Origin of the sequence: Micropruina sp. (assembly GCF_047606665.1) — a bacterium.
In the GTDB taxonomy this organism is placed as follows: domain Bacteria; phylum Actinomycetota; class Actinomycetes; order Propionibacteriales; family Propionibacteriaceae; genus Micropruina.
In genome coordinates, this window is the sequence record NZ_JASGEF010000007.1 from 155,751 (window position 1) to 177,246 (window position 21,496).

At 68.3% G+C, this 21,496-nt stretch carries 22 protein-coding genes and 1 pseudogene; 10 read left to right on the forward strand and 13 right to left on the reverse strand.

Going from position 1 to position 21,496, the window contains the following annotated elements; genetic code table 11:
• Window positions 1-13: 13 nt before the first annotated feature.
• From QM619_RS01570 to QM619_RS01580, 3 genes are all read left to right on the forward strand, one after another.
• Window positions 14-1,333: an AAA family ATPase gene (locus tag QM619_RS01570; protein ID WP_415103601.1), complete on the forward strand. Its 1,320-nt coding sequence runs from the start codon at window positions 14-16 to the stop codon at window positions 1,331-1,333.
• A gap of 148 nt (window positions 1,334-1,481) precedes the next feature.
• The gene (locus QM619_RS01575; RefSeq protein WP_415103603.1) at window positions 1,482-1,739 is read left to right on the forward strand and encodes a type II toxin-antitoxin system Phd/YefM family antitoxin; all 258 of its coding nucleotides are present in this window, start codon (window positions 1,482-1,484) and stop codon (window positions 1,737-1,739) included.
• Between the two features lie 110 nt (window positions 1,740-1,849).
• Window positions 1,850-3,214 (forward strand): ATP-binding protein, encoded by a 1,365-nt coding sequence (locus QM619_RS01580; protein WP_415103605.1) that lies wholly within the window; start codon window positions 1,850-1,852, stop codon window positions 3,212-3,214.
• A gap of 91 nt (window positions 3,215-3,305) precedes the next feature.
• Here QM619_RS01580 and QM619_RS01585 read toward each other — a convergent pair whose 3' ends face one another.
• From QM619_RS01585 to QM619_RS01625, 9 genes and pseudogenes are all read right to left on the reverse strand, one after another.
• The gene (locus QM619_RS01585; RefSeq protein WP_415103607.1) at window positions 3,306-3,581 is read right to left on the reverse strand and encodes a type II toxin-antitoxin system RelE family toxin; all 276 of its coding nucleotides are present in this window, start codon (window positions 3,579-3,581) and stop codon (window positions 3,306-3,308) included.
• A complete protein-coding gene (locus QM619_RS01590) occupies window positions 3,574-3,855 on the reverse strand; it encodes a type II toxin-antitoxin system Phd/YefM family antitoxin (protein ID WP_415103609.1) in 282 nt (93 codons plus the stop codon). The genes QM619_RS01585 and QM619_RS01590 overlap by 8 nt, the downstream gene beginning before the upstream one ends.
• Before the next feature lie 54 nt (window positions 3,856-3,909).
• On the reverse strand, window positions 3,910-5,232 hold the full coding sequence (locus QM619_RS01595) for an adenylosuccinate lyase family protein (protein ID WP_415103612.1): 1,323 nt from the start codon (window positions 5,230-5,232) through the stop codon (window positions 3,910-3,912).
• Window positions 5,233-5,324: 92 nt separating this feature from the next.
• Complete coding sequence (locus QM619_RS01600; protein WP_415103614.1) at window positions 5,325-7,550, reverse strand: PEP/pyruvate-binding domain-containing protein; 2,226 nt, start codon at window positions 7,548-7,550, stop codon at window positions 5,325-5,327.
• An 88-nt stretch (window positions 7,551-7,638) separates the two neighbouring features.
• Window positions 7,639-7,851, reverse strand: a pseudogene (locus QM619_RS01605) (YdeI/OmpD-associated family protein); the annotation flags it as partial.
• A 103-nt stretch (window positions 7,852-7,954) separates the two neighbouring features.
• Window positions 7,955-8,968: an ABC transporter ATP-binding protein gene (locus QM619_RS01610; protein WP_415103616.1), complete on the reverse strand. Its 1,014-nt coding sequence runs from the start codon at window positions 8,966-8,968 to the stop codon at window positions 7,955-7,957.
• The gene (locus tag QM619_RS01615) at window positions 8,965-9,708 is read right to left on the reverse strand and encodes an ABC transporter transmembrane domain-containing protein (protein WP_415103618.1); all 744 of its coding nucleotides are present in this window, start codon (window positions 9,706-9,708) and stop codon (window positions 8,965-8,967) included. The genes QM619_RS01610 and QM619_RS01615 overlap by 4 nt, the downstream gene beginning before the upstream one ends.
• Entirely contained in the window at window positions 9,708-11,477 is a 1,770-nt protein-coding gene (locus QM619_RS01620) for an ABC transporter ATP-binding protein (RefSeq protein WP_415103620.1), read from the reverse strand. Before QM619_RS01620 ends, QM619_RS01615 begins: the two co-directional genes overlap by 1 nt.
• Window positions 11,478-11,731: 254 nt before the next feature.
• The gene (locus tag QM619_RS01625; RefSeq protein ID WP_415103622.1) at window positions 11,732-12,388 is read right to left on the reverse strand and encodes a TetR/AcrR family transcriptional regulator C-terminal domain-containing protein; all 657 of its coding nucleotides are present in this window, start codon (window positions 12,386-12,388) and stop codon (window positions 11,732-11,734) included.
• 59 nt (window positions 12,389-12,447) lie between these two features.
• Between QM619_RS01625 and QM619_RS01630 the strand changes: the two genes are divergently transcribed.
• Window positions 12,448-13,401: a zinc-binding alcohol dehydrogenase family protein gene (locus QM619_RS01630; RefSeq protein WP_415103624.1), complete on the forward strand. Its 954-nt coding sequence runs from the start codon at window positions 12,448-12,450 to the stop codon at window positions 13,399-13,401.
• A 122-nt stretch (window positions 13,402-13,523) separates the two neighbouring features.
• Window positions 13,524-14,126, forward strand: coding sequence for an HAD family hydrolase (locus tag QM619_RS01635; protein ID WP_415103626.1), 603 nt, complete (start codon window positions 13,524-13,526; stop codon window positions 14,124-14,126).
• A 39-nt stretch (window positions 14,127-14,165) separates the two neighbouring features.
• On the opposite strand, the gene QM619_RS01640 is transcribed toward QM619_RS01635, so the two are convergent.
• The 3 genes from QM619_RS01640 to QM619_RS01650 form a co-directional block, all read right to left on the reverse strand.
• The gene (locus QM619_RS01640; protein ID WP_415103628.1) at window positions 14,166-14,435 is read right to left on the reverse strand and encodes a hypothetical protein; all 270 of its coding nucleotides are present in this window, start codon (window positions 14,433-14,435) and stop codon (window positions 14,166-14,168) included.
• A gap of 284 nt (window positions 14,436-14,719) precedes the next feature.
• On the reverse strand, window positions 14,720-15,898 hold the full coding sequence (locus QM619_RS01645; protein WP_415103630.1) for a hypothetical protein: 1,179 nt from the start codon (window positions 15,896-15,898) through the stop codon (window positions 14,720-14,722).
• Entirely contained in the window at window positions 15,891-16,373 is a 483-nt protein-coding gene (locus QM619_RS01650) for a sigma-70 family RNA polymerase sigma factor (RefSeq protein WP_415103632.1), read from the reverse strand. The genes QM619_RS01645 and QM619_RS01650 overlap by 8 nt, the downstream gene beginning before the upstream one ends.
• 112 nt (window positions 16,374-16,485) lie before the next feature.
• Between QM619_RS01650 and QM619_RS01655 the strand changes: the two genes are divergently transcribed.
• On the forward strand, window positions 16,486-17,142 hold the full coding sequence (locus QM619_RS01655; protein WP_415103634.1) for a GOLPH3/VPS74 family protein: 657 nt from the start codon (window positions 16,486-16,488) through the stop codon (window positions 17,140-17,142).
• A gap of 168 nt (window positions 17,143-17,310) precedes the next feature.
• Here the strand turns inward: QM619_RS01655 and argF are convergent, their stop codons facing one another.
• Window positions 17,311-18,306 carry an ornithine carbamoyltransferase gene (argF, locus tag QM619_RS01660; protein WP_415103636.1) on the reverse strand — a complete coding sequence of 332 codons (996 nt, stop codon included), beginning with the start codon at window positions 18,304-18,306 and terminating at the stop codon, window positions 17,311-17,313.
• 59 nt (window positions 18,307-18,365) lie between these two features.
• Between argF and QM619_RS01665 the strand changes: the two genes are divergently transcribed.
• Genes QM619_RS01665 through QM619_RS01680 form a run of 4 tightly spaced genes read left to right on the forward strand, consistent with a single transcriptional unit; the run spans window position 18,366 to window position 21,407 of the window.
• Window positions 18,366-18,746, forward strand: a complete 381-nt coding sequence (locus QM619_RS01665; protein WP_415103638.1) for a phage holin family protein — start codon at window positions 18,366-18,368, stop codon at window positions 18,744-18,746.
• Between the two features lie 2 nt (window positions 18,747-18,748).
• Window positions 18,749-19,216, forward strand: a complete 468-nt coding sequence (locus QM619_RS01670; RefSeq protein WP_415103640.1) for a low molecular weight protein-tyrosine-phosphatase — start codon at window positions 18,749-18,751, stop codon at window positions 19,214-19,216.
• A 56-nt stretch (window positions 19,217-19,272) separates the two neighbouring features.
• Entirely contained in the window at window positions 19,273-19,965 is a 693-nt protein-coding gene (locus tag QM619_RS01675; protein WP_415103642.1) for a response regulator transcription factor, read from the forward strand.
• Window positions 19,962-21,407 carry an ATP-binding protein gene (locus tag QM619_RS01680; RefSeq protein ID WP_415103644.1) on the forward strand — a complete coding sequence of 482 codons (1,446 nt, stop codon included), beginning with the start codon at window positions 19,962-19,964 and terminating at the stop codon, window positions 21,405-21,407. The genes QM619_RS01675 and QM619_RS01680 overlap by 4 nt, the downstream gene beginning before the upstream one ends.
• Window positions 21,408-21,496 lie beyond the last annotated feature (89 nt).

Sequence of the window (21,496 nt, forward strand, 5' to 3'; positions counted from 1 at the left end):
GCACTCTTGGGGCATGATGCTGCTCAGGTTCTCCGCGGAGAACCACAAGTCTCTCCGTGATCGGGCCGAGCTGGACTTGGTCAGCTCGCGCCTCAAGACCCAGCGCCCCGACGACGGCGACTGGCAGGGGGTCATCTACCCGGTGGCCGGCATCTTCGGAGCCAACGCATCGGGCAAGTCCACCGTGCTCAATGCGCTGCACTACGCGCAGACGGCGGTTCGGCACTCCGCATCGACCTGGCTCGCGCGTCGGTCGGTTCCTCGGACGCCGTTCCGGCTGGACTCGTCTCGAGACGCGCCGTCCTCCTTCACCTTCGACATGGTCGTTGACGGCGTTCGGCACGAGTACGGATTCACACTGAACGCGTCCGGGGTGCTCCGCGAGTGGCTCATCGACTACCCGACCGGGCGACGACGCCTCATCTTCCAGCGAGATACATCCGGCAGCGCGGTGTTCGAGTTCGGCCGGGCATTCGCGCGTCCGGCGGCGATCGCGGCGTCAACCGCACCCAGGGAGCTGATGCTCTCTCGCGGCGCACAACTGGAGCATGACCAGTTGACTCGGGTGTGGAAAGCGATTGTCGACGGCATAGAGTTCGCCACCTTCAGCGACCTCGACCGTTCGCGCCGCATCGCGTCCCTCATCGATGCGGTACGTGAAGGTCACACCCGTTTCGATGAGATCGTGACTCTGCTTCGCATCGCGGACATAGGCATCGAATCGGTGTCGATCGAAGAGGAGCAGGCCCCAGAAGCACTCCGCGCGGTGATCCAGGCTTTGAATTCCTCACTCGCCCCGGCCGATGGCGACATCGCAGATGGAATCGAACCGATCACCGTGGACGAAGTATTCCATCGCCTGAACTTCATTCATCGAGGCCAGTTCGACACAACGCGCGGACTAGGGATCGAGGAAGAGAGCACCGGGACCATCTCATGGCTCTCGCTGGCGGTGCCGGCGGTCAACGCGTTGCGCGCAGGTTCTTTGCTCTGCATCGACGAGATCGACGCCAGTCTGCACACACAGCTGTCGACGCTGCTCATCGAGATGTTCCAGGATCGAAGCCTCAACACGCGCGGGGCCCAACTCGTCTTCACCAGCCACGACACTCTTCTCTTGGCACCTCAGACCAGTCTTTCGCTCAACCCGGAGCAGATCTGGTTTACCGAAAAGGGCGCGGATGGTGTCACCGAGCTTTTCAGTGTGGCCGATTTCCCGGGACGTTCGTCGGACAACGTCGCCAAACGGTACCTCGCCGGTCGCTACGGCGCGATCCCGCGTCTGGCACCCAGTCTGCTGTCCAATCTCTTGACAGATTCTCGCCAGCTATGAAGATCGCCGGTCTAGCCTCCCTGCGCAAGGGGCCGAATCCATCGTCCCGCGACGCCCGTGCTGATCGACCTGATGCGCGGGATCGGCTGAGCGCCACCATGGCGAAGCGCCCCGGACGTACGTTTTCTGTACAGATAGAGGAAGTGCAGTGGAGACTCTCGGCTACACAGAATTTCGGGCCCGGTACGCCGAGGTGCTCGATTCGGTTGTCAACGATCATGAGGAGGTCGTGATCGCGCGCGCCGGGCATGAGCCCGTCGTCATCGTCTCCTTGAAGGACTACGAGGCGTTGAAGGAGACCGCCTACCTGATGCGCTCCCCCGCCAACGCACGCCGCCTTCTCGACGCCATGGAGCGCCTGGAGTCCGACCGAGGTGAACAGCACAAGCTGATCAGTGCAGACTGACCACGCTCCTCGTCTGGGACCACCTAGACCGGCTCCCTGTGGCCGCAGGCGCAGGATCAGATCTAGCCAGCGCTGCGCAGCCATGGGGACGTCATCCGCTACGGGCAGCCGTGGCCAGCCTCGGCCACTCCACCGTCTTCCCACGCGCCGAAAACCTGCAAGTCTGGCTCGGAAAATCTGCAAGTTTGACCCTGAAAATCTGCAAGTCCAGTGGCAGGATGATCTCCATGGAGACGCTCGGACTGTTCCCTCGCCACGTCTCATGGGTCGCCCGTGAGGCACTGACCGACACTCCTGTGGTCATGATCCAGGGTGCGCGCCAGGTCGGCAAGAGCACGCTCGCGGCCGAACTGGCCCGGTCGGTCCCGACCGCTCTGCACGTCACCCTTGACGATCCCGCCACCCTCGCTGTGGCACGATCTGACCCCGCCTTCTTCGTCCAGCAAGCCGGAGACGGCTTGCTCGTGATCGATGAGGCGCAACGGGCACCCGGCCTGATTCTGCCGCTGAAAGCCCTGGTCGATCGCGATCGGCGGCCGGGACGGGCTCTCCTGACCGGCTCTACCGATCTGCTCCAAGTCAAAGGGGTCGGCGACTCCCTGGCCGGACGTGCCGAGACCATCGAGTTGATGCCGCTGAGTCAGGGCGAGATCAATCGTCGTCAGACACCCGAGGACTTTCTGACCTGGCTGGCGTCCGGCGCCCAGGGCTCGGCGTTCCCAGCGCTCACCCCGTCCCCCGTCGTGCGCGGTGGCTACCCCGAGGCGACTCTGCGCAAGCCGACGCGCACCGCGCGCTGGTTCTCGTCCTATATAGAACGCCTGACCAACCATGACGCCCGCGAACTCCAGCACGGCGGCTACGCCGACCATCTACGCACGTTGCTCGAACTCATCGCCTCAGGCGGCCGCGCCGAACTCGTCAAAGCACGGCTTGCCCGCGACCTGGGGGTCGCCGAGAACAGCGTGGACGCCTATCTGCGTTTGGCGACCGCGATGCGTTTGGTCACCAGTTTGCCGGCGTGGGGACGATCCCCGCGCGGACGCGTCTCACGACGGCCCAAGGTTTGCCTCAACGACACCGGGCTCGCTGCCTATCTCGCCAGATTCACCGAAGCTCAAGCCACGGCAATCGGCGGACGTGAGTACTTCGGCATGCTGATCGAGCAGTTCGTGGCGCTCGAGCTTCACAAACAGACGACCTGGAGCACGGATCCCGCCCGGCTCTTCCACTATCGCAGCCACGCTGGCGACGAGGTCGACATCGTCGCCGAGCTACCGGACGGCCGGCTGGTCGCCATTGAAGTGAAGAGCACCCAGACGGTCACCGCAAAGGCGTGGGCGGGACTGGAACGCTTCCGCCTCGACCACCCCGACCGTACCGTCATCGGGGTGGTGCTGCACGGCGGAGCCAATGTCGCGCACCTCCACGAGTGGCTCCACCTGCTGCCGATCAGCAGCCTCTGGATGCACTGACCGCCTCGCGTGCGGCAGCCCACGCCCGATCCGCGGCCGCCCGCACCACCTTCTCGCAATTGTCGGGTTACCGGCTCCGAACCATGCCCTTTCAGCGAGGCCGGTACACGTCGGAGCGATGAGCAATCGCCACCACGTGCACGACCCGCTCGGCCACGTCGACCCGAACGAGAACACGGTAGGACGTACCGACGTAGCCACTGCGCAGCCCGGCGAGTTCACCATGCAGCGGCTTCGTCACCCGCAGCGGGTTCTCGGCCAGCGGGCCGTCGATGAACCGCAGCGCCGCGTCGGCGAATTTGGGGGCAAGCCGCGTCACACTTCGCACGGCCGGCGGCGTCATGTTGATCTGGAACAGATCAGGCACCGGCGCGCCGCTCGGCCAGAAGGGCACGGAGTTCTGCGACGCTCGTCCGTTCGCCGCGCGCAATGCTCGCGTCGGCTTCCGCCAGATCGTCGGCGATGCCCGGCACCGCGGCCCAGAACGCGGTTTCACTGAGGGACTCGAACTCGTCCGCGGAGACCAGCACGGCGGCGGGCCTCCCGTGCCGAGTGATCACCACCGTCTCATGGATCCCTTCGACAGCCTCCACGAGCGCCGACAGCTGGTCCTTTGCTTCGCTCACCGGCATCGTCTTCATGACCCATATTCTAGCCAGACTTTTGGCCAGAATCACCCGGGCTTGGACGCTCAGCTACCTGTCGTCGTCCGTCGCGCCTGCGGCCGCCCGCGCTTGATCCGCGGCCGCTCGCGCCACTTGCTCGCTGAGGCCGGTGTAGCGGGTCGGGTCGAGCAGCATCGCGATCTCGTCGTCCGACAGCACCGCCATCACCCGTCGGTCCCGACGCAAGGCGTCGCTGAACGAAATGGCCTCGTTGTTCACCCGTTCGACCGCGTGGTGGACGACGTGGTGGGCCTCTTGGCGTCCGAGCACGTCACCGAGGCGCAACATGACTGCCTCGGCGTTGATCAGTCCGCCGGTCAGATCGAGGTTTGCCCGCATCCGCTCCGGCGAGACTTGCAGGCCCCGAAGCAGCCCGACCACGGCGTCCATGGCTTCGACAGCACCCACGCATGCCTGCTCCAGACTCCGATCCATCAGGACCGAGCGGCTGCCGTCCACCTCATGCGATTGCAGCATGGCCTCCAGCGCCAGCGGCACGGCTGCCCGCGCATGCGCGGCGGCGATGATCGTCGTCCCGAGGTGCGGCGCCACCCGTTTCTGCGGCATCGTCGACGAGCCCACCTGGCCTGGCGGAATGGCCTCGGATGCCTCGCCGTGCTCGGGCGTGTTCAGCAGCTGCATCTCTTCGGCGATCGTCTGCGCGGTCGCCGCGATCAGCCCGAGCAGCAGGACGAACTCGGCGAGGTGATCGACGACGGCCCGCGACGGCACCGCCATCGGGGACAGTCCCAGGCGCGCCGCAACCTTCGCCTGCAACTCGATGCCACGGACGCCGAACGACGCGAACGTGCCCGCCGCGCCCCCGGTCATCGACTGCAGCAGGCGGGGTTCGAGCTGTAGCAGCCGCTCATGATGCCGGACGAACTGGTCGCTCCACGCCGCCACCTTCAGCCCGAAGGTGATCGGGACGGCGTGCTGCCAGTGGGTGCGTCCGGCCATCGGCAGCGCGGCCGTCCGATCGATCAGCTCAGCGGCGGCCAGCAGCGCGTCACGCACCAAGCCCAGGATCGTCGCGTGCACGTCGCGGAGAATCAGGATGTCGCCGGTCTGCTGAATGTTCTGCGTGGTGGCACCCCAATGCACCCACCCGCCGTGTTCTCCGACGACCTCGGCAAGCTCCTCGACGAGCGCCATCATCATGTGCCCGTGAGCCTCCACTCGGACGGCAAGATGGTCCGGGTCGAGGGTCGCACTGCGCGCCGTGGCCGCGATCTGGATCGCCGCGTCCGGCGGAATGAGCCCCATCTCCCCTTGTGCCTCGGCAAGCGCCGCCTCGACCTCGAGGTAACGCCGCCGCTTGTTCTCCGGCCGGAATGCGTCACGAACGTTCATTGGGCGGACGTTCATCGGCGAAACGACTCCTGTGTTCGAGGGACGCCGGCGAGTGTATATCCAATCGCTCGATCTATGCCGGGACGCCGCCGCTACCGACCGCCGAACTCGCGCACCTGCTTCACCACGAAGCGTCCGTCGGCCAGCACCTTGATCTCCAGGTCGAGCGAGCGGGGCTTCTCGTTGTCGGCGGTCACGAAGTCGCAGGAGCCCGGATAGTAGTCGGGGTTGGCCCGGCAGTAGGCGCGTTCGACGGTTCGGACGATGTTGACCAGGGCGATCATCTGGGCATTGGTGAGCACCGGCGCGGTGAGTTGCGGCTCGTCAGCTTTGGGCTTGGCGAATCGGGTCACGGTCAGGCTGATCGGCTCGTCGTCGGAGATGAATGCCGCGATGGTGAGTTCGCTGTGCGTGCTCGGGTCGGGGTTGGTGACCAGGTTGTTGCCCTGTTGCACCGACAACGAATAGCCGTAGACGGCGTCGGTGTTCAATACCCGCGTGACCACGACCGCGTTGGCCGCGACATCGGATTCGTTGTCGTAGGCGGGGACGACCGCCAGTCCCATCGCGACGGTGGTCTGGTCGATGCGGGCGAATGCGCGCTCGTCGACGGCCCGCTTGTTCCACAGGCTGGCGTAGCAACCTTTGATCGCGCAGCCCAGCGAGCGTGGGTCGACTTTGCGTTTGGTCTCGCCGCCGTCGTCGTCGGCCTCTTCGACGATCGTGCAGGTCTGGCACGGCTGGTCGGCCACCTTGGTCTTCACCGAGAAGCTGTCGTACAGGCCGGCGCCGTCGAAGCCGGGAATGTCCTCGGCGTTGGCCGACGAACGCACCTTGAGCTTCTTCACCCCCAGCGCATCGACCCGGGCGCGGACGGCGTCCAGTTGTCCGGGTGGGAATTCGGCGGCCAGAAAGGCGTCCTGGACTTTCGTCACCAGTTCCTTGAGGTCGCGCGGTGCCAGGTCGCCCGCGCGTTCCTTGGTGACCAGTTCGTCGATCGCCGCGCGCAAGGCCGCATTGGGCGGGTGGGCGACGAAATCGGCGTAGAACTGGAACGGCACGGCGAAGCCGTCCGGGGTGAGGTCATAGCCGACCACGGCGCTCGGCGTCCCCGGCTGATCGGCCCGGCCGAGCACCTCCGGATGCCGCAGAAATCCGAGATTGGCGGCCTTGGAGCCGTACTTGCGAGCGAAGGCCAGCGTCTCCTCCGCGCCCACCTCGCCCATCTCGTCGTAGCTGCGCAGCGTCGTCTCCGGCTCCCAGCCCAGCGGAACCAACGGACGGTTCATCCGTTCGGCAAGCTTCTCGGCGATCACCTCGTCGGTGGTCGGCTCGATCAGATAATCGTCGGCCCGGACGACGTAATGCACCGGCTGGTCGGCGAACGGCGCCAGCCGCGGATGCTCCGGGCCGGCATCGCGGAGCACCGCATTCGGCGTGTTCCGTTCCTTCGACTTCAGGTTCACATGGGAATTCGTGTCCTGGACGGCTTTGGTCAGCACCCCGGCGACCACCGAGAGATCGAGCGGCAACTGGTCGAGGACGACGATGTCGGTTGGCCGCAGATCGTCGGGATCGGTGGGAAAGATCCGCAGATGCCCCCAGGCCTCGCCCTGGTTGAGCGGAATATAGGTCACCGAACCGAGAATGTCGTCCAGGGTGAGCACGTCGATGCCGCCCGCGATCAAATCGGACGCCACCCGTGCCGTGGTCTGCTGGGTGCCGGTCTGGACGAAGGCGAGCGTCATGCCGGGCAGCGCGATCTGGGCGGCGACGACCAGCACCGCGTCGCGCAGATCCTCTTCGGCGACCACGTCTTGCGGGTAGAACTGAATGCCGAGCACCGGCGGGCGTCCGGCCAGCGCATAGCTGTGCACGACGCCGGCGATGTACCGCTTCGGGCCGGGCGTGAAATAGGTGATCCGGTTGAACTCGTCCAGACCTTCGGGGACGCCGAAGACCTCGCGTCCGAAGAAGTAGTGGTACTTCGCGGCATCGGGGATCGAGCCATTGCGGACGAAATTGCTGTTCACGAAGGCGACCTGGGGATGCGCCGGATCGCGCTGGTCGACGAAGACCTTCGTGAGGCGTCCGTTCGCCACCAGATCGGCCGCCGGCTGCGAGATGGCGTCGAAGAGCTCCGCCGAGTCGAGCCTGAGGTGCGAGAGCCCGATCGCCGGCGCCTCGGGCGAAACCGGCCCGGTCGGGGCGAGCAGCCGACTGGCGCTCACCACCGTGGCGGCGCGAGCGCCCCGCGACGCGGCGGGGGCCTCCGGCGTGACAAGGGGCGCTCTGAGGCGCGGCAGGAATCCGTACATGGAAAGCTCCTTCGGGGTCCTGTTCACCCTAACCAGCGGGCCGCTCGCCATGAATCGGCACAAGTACGCCCGTTGGGCGGGGTATCAGTCAGTCCGGTCGAGCCCACTTGGCTAGTTCGCCGTAGCGCTGTGTCCGGATCAGCCGTCCGGACGCCGAGTCGGCGATCAACTCGGCCAGCCGCTTCTGCCGCGTGGCCTCGGTCTTCGTCTGCATCACCCAACCGACGCCGACCCGCCGGCAGGACGCGGCGGCGCGTCCGTAGCAGAACGCGACCGCCGCTGGATCGGCCTGCAGCGCCGCCTCGTAGTCGTCCGCACAGCGAGTTCGCCCCCCTCGCGCCTAGCGGTACGCGACCTGGTCGGGACGCCGTCGCTCGAACGCGGCAATCCCGTGAGGCGATTCCCTACGAGCCGTGGGCGTCGCGATAGAGCGCGGCGAACGCACCCGAGCCCTTGGCCAGCAATTCGGCGGGGGTTCCGTCGTCCACGATCCGGCCGTCCTCGACCACGAGGACGCGGTCGGTGATGTCCAGGGTGGACAGCCGGTGCGCGATGATCAGCGCGGTGCGTCCGGCGAGCAGCGTGCGCAGCGCATGGTGCAGTGCGCGCTCGGTGGGGATGTCCAGCGAAGCGGTCGCCTCGTCCAGGATGATCACCGCCGGGTCGGCGAGAAAGGCGCGCGCGAAGGCGAGCAGTTGGCGCTGCCCGGCCGAGAGCCGGGTGCCTCGATGTCGGACGTCGGTGTCGTACCCGTCCGGCAGCGCCGCGATGAAGTGATGCGCGCCGACCGCCATCGCCGCCTCGGCGACCTGCGCATCGGTGGCGTCCGGCCTGCTCAACCGCAGATTGTCGGCGATCGTTCCGGAGAACAGGAACATCTCCTGGGTGAGCAGCACGACCGTGGAGCGCAACTCGGCCTCGGCGATGTCCTTCAGGTCGATGCCGTCCAGCAGGATGCGCCCCGACGTCGGGTCGTAGAAGCGGGCGATCAGCTTCGCGATGGTCGATTTGCCGGCACCGGTCGACCCGAGCATCGCCACCACCTGGCCGGGCCGCAGCGTCAGGTCGAGGCCGGTGATCTCGTGGGATTCGTCGCTGTACCCGAAGCTCACCGAGTCGAACCGGATCTCGCCGCGCACCGGACGAGCCAGCGGCACCGGGTGCGGCGGCTCGGGCACGCTCGGCTCGGCGGACAGGAACTCGGTGATCTTCCGGGCCCCCGCGAACGCGGTCAGCAGCTGATCCATCATGTTGGCGGACGACTGGACGGCGCTGAACAGCATGCCGACGTAAAGGATGAAGGCGGCCAGCGCGCCCAGCGGCATGGCGCCGTCCATCACCCGGAGCCCGCCGACCGTCAGGGTGGCCATGGTGGCCAGCGCGATGCCGGCGGCCATCGACGCGTAATAGGTGCTCATCGTGGCGGTGATCGGCGGGACAGCTGCCGCAGCGTCGCCGCGCTGCGGTCGAACTCGTCGCTGTGCAGCGACTCGGCGCCCAGCGACTGCACCACCGCAACGGCGCCCAGCGGCTCGACCGCGCGGGCGGTGACCTGCGCGATGGCGTCCCGTTCGGCGATCCGGGTCGGAGCCATCCGGCGCACCCGCCAGGTGATCAGCACCAGCACCGGAAGCAGCGCGGCGAGCACCGTGCCGGCGACCACGACGTCCAGCAGCAGCATCGCGACCAGGACGCCGACGACCATCAGCGCGGCGGTCAGCATGCCCGACAGCACCATCGCGAACACCGTGCTGACCGTGTCCACGTCGGCGGTCAGCCGGGAGACGATCACACCCGTCGACCACCGCTCGTGGTAGGCGATCGGCAGCCGGGCGAAGGCGGCGTCCACCTCGCGGCGCAGGTCGTAGGTGACCGCCTCGCCGATCCGGCCGATGCCGCGGCGCGCCACCACGGTGAGCACCCAGGTCAGGGCGCCCGCGACCAGCAACACGACGGCGATCCAGGTCAGCGGACCGTAGTCGCCGCGGCGGGTGGGTTCGACCGCCGCCTCGATGCCGAAGGCGACCAGGCGCGGCCCGATCAGCTGCAGCGCCACCACCACGACCGACACGGTCAGCAGCAGCGCCAGCCGCCGGCGATACGGCCGGGCCAACCCCACCATCAGCCGCACCGGACCTCGTGTCGCGATGCCGCTCATCAGGCTTCCTCCGCGCTGGACTGGTCGTCTGCGCCGGACTGGTCGTGTGCGCTGGCCTGGTCGTCCGCGATCATCACCCGGCGATACTCGGCGCTGGTCTTCAGCAATTCCTGGTGGCTGCCGACCGCGACCACCCGTCCGTCCTGCAGCACCGCGACCCGGTCGGCCAGCATCGCCGTCGTCGGACGCCGGGCGATCAGCAGGGTCGTGGTGCCGGCGACGACCTCGCGCAGGCGTCCGAGCAGCGCCGCCTCGGTGCGCACGTCCAGCGCCGAGGTGGGGTCGTCCAGAATCAGGACGCGGGGACGTCCCAACAGCGCCCGACCCAGCGCGAGCCGTTGCCGCTGCCCACCGGACAGCGTCAGCCCGCGCTCGCCGACGACGGTGTCGCGGCCGTCCGGCAGGTCATCGACGAACCGGGCCTGCACCACGTCGATCGCCTCGGCCATTCGCCGTTCGGTGACACCGGGGCGTCCGGCCCACAGATTGTCGGTGACCTTGTGCGAGAACAACACGGCCTCTTCGAAAGCCACGCCGACCTGCGCGCGCAACTCGGCCGGGTCAAGGTCGCGCACATCGCGGCCATCGATCAGCACCCGGCCTGAGGTCGGGTCGGCCAACCGGTTCACCAGCGAAGCCAGCGTGCTCTTGCCCGATCCGGTCGCGCCGACCAACGCCACCGTCTCGCCCGCTCCGACCTCCAGGTCGACACCGGACAGCACCGGAGCGTCGGCGTCCGGGTAGCTGAAATGCACATCGTCGAAGTGGAGCCGCGCGCCGCCCCCCACCGGCATCGGCGCGGGTTCCTGCGGGCCACGCACCCGCTCGTCGGTGTCGAACGCGTCGCCGAGCCGCTCGGCCGCCACGGTCACCGCCTGAATCGTCGCCAGATTGAATCCGAGCGCGGTCAGCGGGAACTGCACCCGGCCGAAGTAGGCCGCGAACGCGACCAGCTCACCGACACTGAGCACACCGTGCGCCACCAGCGCGATCCCCGCCACGATCAGCCCGGCGAGCACCAGCATCGGATAGCCCTGGGTGACCCCGAAACTGCGCGACGAGGCGTCCACCACGAGCATCCGCGCATCGCGAGCCAGCCCGGAGAGCCGGTCGAACCGGGCTCGGACGGACGGCCCGCCGCCGACCCCCTTCCACACCCGCACCCCGACCGCGGACTCCTCGCTCGCCGCGGCAAGATCGCCGGCACACCGACGGGCGTCGGCCAACGCCTGACGCATCTGGTTGCGGGCCCGCCACATCGCCCAGGTCAACGGCGACAACGCGGCCAGCGCGGCCACGCCCAAGACCGGCTGAATCGCCACCATCATCACCGTGGCAGCCACCAGACTGGCGACGGTGGACACCAGCATCGCGGAGGTTTGGGTGTACCAGAAGCCGATCTGCTCCACATCGCCCACCAGCCGGGCGACCGCATGACCGGTCCCGGTCTGGTGATGATAGGACGGCCGCTGCCGCAACAACCTGCCGAACAGATCGGTCCGCAGCTCGTACTCCAGATTCGCCCCGTCAGGGGTCGGCAGGAACCGGGCCAGGAACGCCAGCGCCTCCAGCACCATCAACCCGACCAGGATCCATACGCTGCGCCACAGCCCGTCGACATCGCCGGTGGCCACCGGACCGTCGATCGCCCCGGCCAGCACCAGCGGCACGATCATCTGCACCACCAGCGCGACCACGTCGCCGACCAGCATGACCGCGACCCGCACCCGGTAGGACTGCACCCGCGGCCGGAGCCGATTGATGCCCATCGCTGCCTTCCTTGCGTGCTGCCCGCGGAACCGTCCGATCACGGACGCGAACTCAGGTCGCGCTCAGCGTCCACCGCTGAGGCCACCGAGCAGAATGCCACACCCCCTGCCGGTCCACCGCATCGCGAGGCGCCTCGGCCCGCACCCGTGCGAGGGGACGCCAACGCCCACCCGGCGACGCCCCGGCCCCTCACCCCCTCCCTAACTACTTCAGCCCTCCCGCATGTGGCAGGGCTGAAGTAGTTAGGGAGGGCCTACGGGGCGGACGCGGTGAGCGCGGTGACCAGGCGGGCGATAACGCGCTCGAACCGGGCTTGCGGATCGGCGAACATCAGGTGGCCGGCATGGGCCATCAATGGATGCGTATCGGCGCCGAGCCGGGCGTCGCGTTCGGCGAGGTCGTAGCTGCTCGGATCCGCCTCGCGGGCCTGGCTCACCCCCTGCTCCTCCGCCGTCCAGCCGATGGTGAAGTGCATCACGATCTGCCAGGTGTCCAGGATGTCCTCGAGACTCCGGCCGGCGGCGACGAGGACGGCGAGGGGCCGTTCCTGCACCTGGATCAGACCGACGTCGGTGAGCCGTCGGCCGGCGAAGACGGTGGCGCCGTCCCGGTGCGCCAACATGGCGGCCCGCATCCTCCGGGCGGCCTCGGTCAGCCCGCGAGCCAGGTCGTCGTCCGGCTCGTCGAACAGCGCCACCGTCGCGGTGCGCCACATGCTCGTGCCCATCTCGTCGAGCAGATCGGCCTTGTCCGAGATGTGCCAGTAGAGCGCCGCCGCCTGCACCCCGAGGCGTGCCGCCACCTTGCGCATGGTGAGGCCGTCGAGCCCGTGCTCGTCGAGCACCTCGAAGGCGGCCGCCACGATCTGGTCGCGGGTCAGCCCGCGCCCGACTCCCCCCGGCTTGATCATTGAACAATGTTAAGGCACACTCGTGGACGAGGCATTTAACATCGTTCAATGGAGTCGTCATGCGTGCAGCAGTCGTCACCGCTCCCGGCGCCACCCCGGCGGCCGGAACGTTCGCCGAGCCCGAAGCAGGCCCCGGCGTCCAGCTCGTCGAGATCGTCGCGGCAGGCATTCATCCGGTCGTTCGCGGCCTGGCCTCCGGACGCCACTACGGCTCGACCGACACGTGGCCGAAGATCCCAGGCGTCGACGCCGTCGCCCGCACCGCGGACGGCGGGCTGTGTTACACCGGCTTCACCGCCGATCCCTACGGCACCTTCGCCGAGCGGGCCGCCGTCCGGCTGGTGCTGCCCGTTCCCTCCGGCGCCGACCCGGTCACGCTCGCGGCCGGAATGAACCCCGGCATGGCGTCCTGGCTGCCGCTGACCGCCTATCTGGACGTCCCGGCGGAGGCGTCCGTGCTGGTCCTGGGCGCCACCGGGAGCGCCGGACGCCTCGCCGTCCAGAACTGCCGAGCACTCGGCGTCAAGCGCGTGCTGGCCGCCGGCCGCAACCCCGACGCCCTGGCCCGGACCGCCGAACTCGGCGGCTGCGCCACGGTGTCACTGGCTGGCGAGACGGTGGCTGGCGGGGCGCTGGGCGACGCGGTCGCCGAGTACCAGCCCGATCTGGTGCTCGACTTCCTGTGGGGTCCGGTCGCCGAGGCCGCCCTGACCGCACTCGGCACCCGCGGCCTGGCCACCGTCGTCCACCCGGTCAACTACGTCGAGATCGGCGCGGCGGCCGGAGCGACAGCGGCCGTGCCTGCGGCGGTGCTGCGCAGCCGGTCGGTCACGCTACGCGGCAGCGGCGCGGGTTCGGTCGCCCACGACGCGCTGGCCCGCGCGGCGACCGGCTACGCCGAGCTGCTCGCGTCCGGAACCGTCCAGGTGGACGCCGTCGCCTACCCGTTGGACGACATCGCGACCGCGTGGGCGGACACCAACAGCGAGCATCGGGCCGTGCTGGTGTTCTGAGTCACCTCGTCATCCCGGCCCCGCCCCGCGATCTCGGGATCGTGCAGTCAGCACGACGCTGAGATCCCGGCATCCGCCGGACGACGAGAAAGCCAGCGGCGGAAGACGCCATGATGACGTCCATGATCCGTGCCGTCGTCTTCGACCTGGGCCAGGTGCTCTCCTCGCCGCCCGACATCTATTCCCATCCCGCCGGGCTGCTCGGCGTCCCCACCGACGATTTCATCGCCGCCTACTGGCACGGATCCGGACGCCGCGAGTACGACGAGGGCGCCTCCGACGAGGCCTATTGGGGTCCGCTGCTGACCCGGCTGGGCGTCCCGGCGTCCGCCGAGAACGTGGAGTTGCTGGCGAGCACGGACGCCACCATCTGGACCCGGATCCGGCCGTCCGCCGAGCAGCTGATCGTGGACGCCAAGGCGTCCGGACGCCTGATCGGCCTGCTCTCCAACGCGCCGCGACCGCTCGGGGAGGCCATCAACGCCGCGCCCTGGCGGCGGCACATCGACCGGGTCTACGTCTCCGCGCTGATCGGTGCGGCCAAGCCGAAGCGGGAGATCTACGACCACGCCGCCGCCGACCTGGGCGTGGCTGCGTCCGAGATCGCCTTCATCGACGACCGCCCCGAGAACGTGGACGGCGCGCTGGCCGCCGGCTGGCAGGCGCACCTGTGGGTGGACGACGACGACACCCGCGCCTGGCTCAGCAGTTGCGGCGTCCTCTGAATCGGGAAGAAGCGGCGGGCGCCGGCGATCAGCGGTTGCTCAGGCAACCTTGCTGCCGTAGCGCTGCCGCGCGGCCTCTCCCGAGGTTCCCACGAACAGGCCGATAGCCGACCAGGACATGCCGACCTCTCGAGCTGCCCTGATCGCGTCCAGCACATGCCGCTCCGCGTCCGACCGCTCTTGAATCGCAGCCCGCAATAGTGCGACCGCGCCTGGGTCAAGTTCGTCCGCCGGATTGGGCTCGTAATCCTCAAATCTGGCCGCAAGCTGATCGGCGTGCTGAAGGATCTCATCGACAGTACGGGGCATCGTCATCACCTGAGGTACTTCTGGCGCGCAGGCATGGCGTGGATGATAACCATGGCCACCTCACCTTCCACATATCCGATTTCTAGGATGAGAGCGGCTTGATTGGGGCCGATCATCATCGTGAACCCATCTCCGAGATCCCAGATCCGCAGCGGATTCCTGTAGGCATGCAAGATGTCGTCACGACTTAGTCCGTGCTTATAGCCGAGGGAGCGATGATCGGCTCGTCCAGCACCTCTCCAAGATAACTTGTGGGAGAGGTCCCCCGCAAGACACACCCGCGATCAGCGTGGGCTGGCCGGAGGCGCCTCGCTCGCGAGCGGGCCGGGCTTGTTCGGCTCGGCCTTGATCTGCGGCGGGATGCATAGTTTGCCGGCCTCACCGGATCCTGTGGTGAACACGAGCGGGGGTTGCAGCACGGCTTCGCAGGCGTCCCGCGTCAGCTTGCGGCTGGCCGAACCGCCGACGATGCCGTTGCCCTGGCAGCCGGAGTAACGCACCACCGTATCGGTCACATTCGCGCCCCGCCACTGCCGGACCATCGCCGCCGTGCTTCCCGCACCGGTGCAGGCGCTGTCCGGGCCCGAACCCTTGGGTGCCGCCGCCAGCGCCGCGGTCACCGTGCGACCGGCGTCGCTGTCGAGCAGCTTGGACGCCACCAGCTGCGGAGTCGGCGTGGCCAGGTCGTACTGACACAGCGACACTTCGAGTGACCCGTTTCCGGCGGCAGCGCCTATAGTCCCACTCTCCAAGGTCGAATGCGCGGGGCAGCCGTTCGGATCGATGCCGGCCAACGGCTGGACGGTCGCGAGGATCTGGTCGGCGACGGTGGCGAACGCGTCGGTGTGGACGACTTCGATGACGTAGCCGGACACCTCTTTGCTGGCCACCTTCCAGCCGTCCGGCATGTTCCAGCCGCGGTTGAACCCGGCTGCCGCATGGACGGTGACGAACATCTGCAGCCGCTTGGCGGGCAACTCACCCAGGCACCCGATGGCCCGCACCACCCCCAGGTCGGGGGCGAGATCAACGAACGGCTGGGACGGCCGATCGGCCTCATTGTCGGCACACCAGTCCGCCCGCGGCGCGTAGGCGTAGTCCCAGCGATCGGGCACCTGGTAGCTGAGCACCCGGTGCGACTCCCAGCGCCATCCGTTGCGCGCCGCCGTGATCGGTGCCGACGAGGTGGGCGTCGGCCCGTCCGATGCCCGTTCCGGCGCGACAGCCGGCACCGCTGAGGTGTCGGAGCCCGCGACCCGGTTGAGCACCAGCGGAATCGCCACGGCCGCCACCAGCACCAACGCGGCGGCGAACGGCACCCAGCGGGGCAGGCCACGGCGTTCTTTCGCCGTCGGCACCAGAATTGTCAGCGGTGCGAAGCCGGGCTCACCGGCATGCGCGTGCAGCGCGTCGCGGAACGCGCGCTCGGCCCGGTCGTCGTCGGGCGCGGTCGGCTCAGTCATCGGATCCGTCCTCGATCAGTTGGGTGCGCAGCCGGGTCAGCGCCCGGTGCACATGGGAGCGGGCGGTCGCCTCGGCACAGCCGAGGATGGACGCGATCTCCGCGTATTCCAGGTCGTCGTAGAAGCGCAGCGCGACCGCGGCCCGCTGCAGCGTCGGCAGGCTCCCGCACAGCTTCCAGGCCAGTTCGGCGTCGGTGACGTCGGCGGCATGGTCGGGGGCGATCTCCTGCAGCCGGTCACTGACCTGTTCGCGTCCGGTGCGGCGCCAGCGGGTGATGCCGGCGTTGACGATGCTCCGCTTCACGTAGGCGTCCACGTCGCCGGCGGCGCTGACCCGCGCCCACCGCGGGTACAGGCCGAGCAGGGCGTCCTGCACCAGATCGCGCGCGTCTTCGGCGTTGCGGGCGACCAGGTAGGCGAAGCGCTGCAACGCCACCGAACGGGTCGCCACATAGTCTTCGAACCGCACGGCCACCGGCGCCTCCTGTACGAGCGTCATACCGGGTACACGCGGCAACCGGGTGCGGCGTTGCACGACCGGGCATGATCGTCCCATTGAACCGCACCGCTCGGACGAGGGAGGCACCATGCTGCTGGCCGAGGACATCCTGCTGCTCGCCACCGACGACGACAGCGGACGCAAACTGGCCCGCTATACCGACCTGCTGGTGGCCGGCGGCCTGCTCAGCGATCTGGCCTTGGCCGGCAACATCCGGGTCACCGAGGCGGGCGAGTCGATCCGCAAGAAACGCATGGTGAGCGTCCCGGAGGCCCCGTGGCCGGCCGATCCGTTGCTGGGCGAGGCCCTTACCGTGCTCAGCGGCAAGCCGAACTGGTTCCTGTCGATGGCGGTGGATCGGCTGAGCCGCAAGCTGATCGACCACAAACCGGTCGACGAGGTCTACGAACGACTGGCCCGTGCCGAACTTGTCAGCCGGACGACGCACCGGGTGCTCGGACTGGTGCCGACCACCCGCTGGGTCAGCGTGGACGGACGATACGAGGCCGAGTTGCGTGAGGAATTCGACGCTGTGCTTCTCTTCGGCGCCGCGCCCGACCCGCACATCGCCGCCCTGATCGCGCTGCTGTCCGGCGCCGGCCTGCTGGTGCAGGTGGTCGATCGCGGACGCGGCGTCGACCGGCGCGCATTGAGGCGGCAGGGCAAGCAACTGCTGAAGCAGTACTGGCCGGCCCAGGCGATGGAGCGAGCATTCCAGAGCCGGGACGCCGCAGCAGCCGGCTGAGGTCCGCGCCCGACACGCCTCTATGGGCCACCGGAGCACCAGCGCCACAGGGAAATCCCGAAAATCCCCGGGTCGATGCCGAAAAGGCGCCCGACACGCCGGCAAAGAGCAATCGACTTGGGGATTTTCGGGATCGCCCGCGAAACAACCCCGGCGAGGGGCGAGGGCTCAGTGACCGGCCAACGTCGCCACCAGGATCGCCTTGATGGTGTGCAGCCGGTTCTCGGCCTGATCGAAGACCAGGGACGCCGGCGACTCGAAGACCTCTTCGGTCACCTCGAACACCTCGCGTCCGGTCTCGGCCAGGATCTGCTGCGACACCGTCGTGTCCAAGTCGTGGTAGCTGGGCAGGCAGTGCATGAACTTGACGTCGGGGTTCTCGGTGCGTTCCAGCAACTCAGTGGTCACCCGGTACGGGGTGAGCAGTTCGATCCGGTCGGCCCAGACCTCTTTGGGCTCCCCCATCGACACCCAGATGTCGGTGTGCACGAAGTCGACGCCCTTCACCGCCGCCACATCGTCGGTCACGATCACCCGCGCCCCGGTGGCCGCCCCGATCCGGCGGGCGATCGTCACCAGGCCGGGTTCGGGCTGCAAGGCGACCGGGGCGACGATCCGGACGTCCATGCCCATCATGGCGCCGGCGATCAGCAGCGACCGCCCCTGGTTGAACCGGGCGTCCCCGACGTAGGCGAAGCTGATGTCGCGGTCGTCCAGCCCGGACGACTCGCGCATGGTGAACATGTCGCACAGGCTCTGGGTGGGGTGCCATTCGTCGGTCAGCCCGTTCCACACCGGGACGCTGCTGTGCTCGGCGAGGGTCTCGACGATCTGCTGCCGCGAGCCGCGGTACTGGATGCCGTCGTAGAACCGGGAGAGCACCCGCGCGGTGTCGGCGATCGACTCCTTGTGTCCCATGTGGGCGCCGGTCTCGTCGAAATAGCTGACGTTCGCGCCCTGGTGGTAGGCGGCCACCTCGAACGACGACCGGGTTCGGGTGGACGGCTTCTCGAAGATCAGCGCGAGGGTCAGGCCGTCCAACCGCTTGACCTCGCGTCGCGCCTTCCGTGCCTTCTTCAGGTCGGTGGTGAGGTCGAGCAACGCCCGCCACTCGGCGGGGGTGTAGTCAAGCTCCTTGAGGAAGTGACGCTGGCGCAGGTTCACGGCGAGCCCATCTGTCGGTCGATTCGATAGGAGAACTCTGCCATGACAGAATTGCGGTCATGCTCATGCGCTTCCTGTTCAGCGCGGCCGCGCTTGCGTTCGCCACCTGGGTGTTGCCGGGAGTCCGCATGACGGCCAGCGAACCACAGGATCAGTTTCTCGGCATCCTCGCTGTCGCGATCATCTTCGGTGTGGTGAATGCCCTGGTAAAACCCCTGTTCGCGTTCGCATCGGCGCCGCTGCTGCTGATCACCCTCGGGTTGTTCCTGCTGGTGATCAACGCCCTGATGCTCTGGCTGACCTCGTGGGTCGCCGAGCAGCTTCATCTCGGCTGGCATGTGGACGGGTTCTGGTCGGCGTTCTGGGGTGCCCTGATCGTGTCGATCGTGTCATTCATCCTGAACTCGTCGTTCACCTCGCGCAGTGAGGTCAACCGCTGACCATGGTCGAGGTCGTCTTCGTCTGCTGGGGCAACATCTGCCGCTCCCCGATGGCCGAGCGGGTTGCCCGCGGCTGGGCCGAGCGCGAGGGTCTGACCGGCGTCCGGTTCACCTCGGCCGGCACCTCCAGCGAAGAGCTGGACGAGCCCATCGACAGCCGCGCCCAGGGCGTCCTGGCCCGCGCCGGCTACAGCACCGGCGGCCACCGCGCCCACCAGATCACCGCGTCCGAGATTCGCGAGGCCGACCTGGTGATCGCCATGGAGGAGCTGCACCTGCGGATCATGCGTCGCCTCGTCCCGGACGCCGACAACCTGGCCCTGCTCACCGACTTCGACCCGGACGCCGTGCCCGGCTCGGGCATCCCCGACCCGTGGTACGGCTCGTCGGCTGGCTTCCGCGGAACCTTGGACACCATCGAGGCGGCGATGCCCGGCGTCCTCGACCGGGTGCGGGAACTCCGGGCCTGAACGCCGTCCGGCCGGTCGACCCACCCTGACCCGGCCTGGCATGGCAGGCTGATCCCATGCACATCCTCGTTGTCGATGACGATCAGGCCGTCAGGGATTCACTGGCCCGCTCGCTGCAGTACTCGGGCTACGAGGTGACCGCTGCCGGCGATGGTCTGGAGGCGCTCGCCCGACTTTCGGCGCTTCGCCCCGACGCCGTGATCATGGACGTCATGATGCCCCGGCTCGACGGGCTGGAAACCACCCGCATGCTGCGTTCCACGGGAAACGACGTCCCGATCCTGGTGCTGACCGCGCGCGACGCGGTCAACGACCGGGTCGACGGCCTGGACGCCGGCGCCGACGACTACATGGCGAAGCCGTTCGCCCTGGACGAGCTGCTGGCTCGGCTGCGCGCCCTCACCCGGCGCTCGAAGCCGACCGAGCAGGAGCATCTCGACAGCGAGGTGCTCACCTTCGGCGACCTGTCGCTCGATCCGCAGACTCGTGAGGTGCAGCGCGGCGGACGCCGGATCAGCCTGACCCGCACCGAATTCGCCCTGCTGCAGACCTTCCTGGAGCATCCCCGCAAAGTGCTTGAGCGCGGTTGGCTCCTGAACGAGGTGTGGGGTTTCGACTTCCCGACCACTGCCAACTCGCTGGAGGTCTACATCGGCTACCTGCGGCGCAAGACCGAGGGAGAGGGTGACAGCCGGCTGATCCACACCGTCCGTGGCATCGGGTATGTGCTGCGCGAGACCCCCCCGTGAGCAGTTGGCTGAACCGCGTCCTCGCGCCCCGCGAATGGACGCTACGTGACCGGCTGGCTGTTCTGGTGGCCCTGGCGGTCGCGACCGGCGTCGCGCTGACCGGCGTGGCGGCCTGGCTGATCACGCGTGTGACGGTGTTCAACCAGCTCGACAGCGAACTCGTGGACATCGCCGCGATCACCGCCAACTCGGTGGCCGTCGACATCAGCGGCATGGGTGGCCTGAACACGAACGCGCTCAGAGCCGCCAACGTGGCGGTCACCCTGGTCCGCGCCGACAACCGGATCAGCACCGTTCCCGGCGCCACGGTCAGCCTGAGCCCAGGCTCGGAGGAACTCTCGGTCGCCCGGCGCCAGCAGGGCTCGTCGGCCCGCACTGGGGCTGCCTCCAATGGTCAGCCCTACCGAATCGTGGCCGTCCCGCTGTGGGCAAACCAGCAGAGCTACGCACTGATGCTGGGGCGTCCGCTCGAAGCGACCAACAACATCCTGGGCACCTTGGCCTGGTCGTTGGCGATCTTCGGCTTCCTGGGCGTCGGCGTCTCCAGCGCGATCGGCTTCGTGATCGCCCGCTCGGCGATCCGGCCGATGCAGCGGCTGACCGAGGCGGTCACCCACGTCACCGACACCAGCGAGCTGACCCCGATCGCCATCGAAGGCAGCGGTGAACTGGCCGATCTAGGCCGTTCGTTCAACACCATGCTGAACTCGCTGCACCTCTCCCGCGAACGGCAGCGCCGGCTGATCGCCGACGCCGGTCATGAGCTGCGCACACCGCTCACCTCGCTGCGGACCAACGTGGAACTGCTGGTCGCCGACGAACGCAGCCGGATGCTGCCCGAGGGCGCCCGTGCCGACATCTTGCGCGACATCGCCGCCCAGCTCGGCGAGTTCACCACCCTGGTCGGCGACCTGGTGCAGCTGAGCCGCGAGGACATCGTCGAACCGCACCCCGAGCCGATCGACCTGCGCGACGTGGTGCACAGCGCGATCGCCCGGGCCAAACGTCGCGGCCCGTCGTTGACCTTCGACGTCGAACTCAACCCGCTGTACCTGATCGGCGAGCCCGACACCCTGGAGCGGGCGATCACGAATCTGCTCGACAACGCGGTGAAATTCTCCCCGCAGGGCGGCACCGTCCGCGTGCTGCTGGAAGGCGACCGGCTGCGGATCTCCGATCAGGGCCCCGGCATCTCCGACGAGGACCTGCCGCACGTCTTCGACCGGTTCTGGCGTTCGCCGTCCGCCCGGAACACCCCTGGCTCGGGCCTGGGCCTGTCGATCGTGGCGCAGACCGTCAAGGCGCACGGCGGCTGGGTGAAGGCGGGCCGTTCGGCCGAGGGCGGTGCCGAGTTCATCGTCCGGCTGCCCGGCAACGCCTCCCCGCCCGAGGAAGAGACCGACAACGAGTCCACCGGATCGATCCCGAAGGTCACCTCGTAGCGGTACGCGGGGACGGTTCTTTTCGGTTCACCAGCCGTACCGGTGGTGCACGGGGACAGACGGACTCGGCCCACGAAACTCGCCCCCCG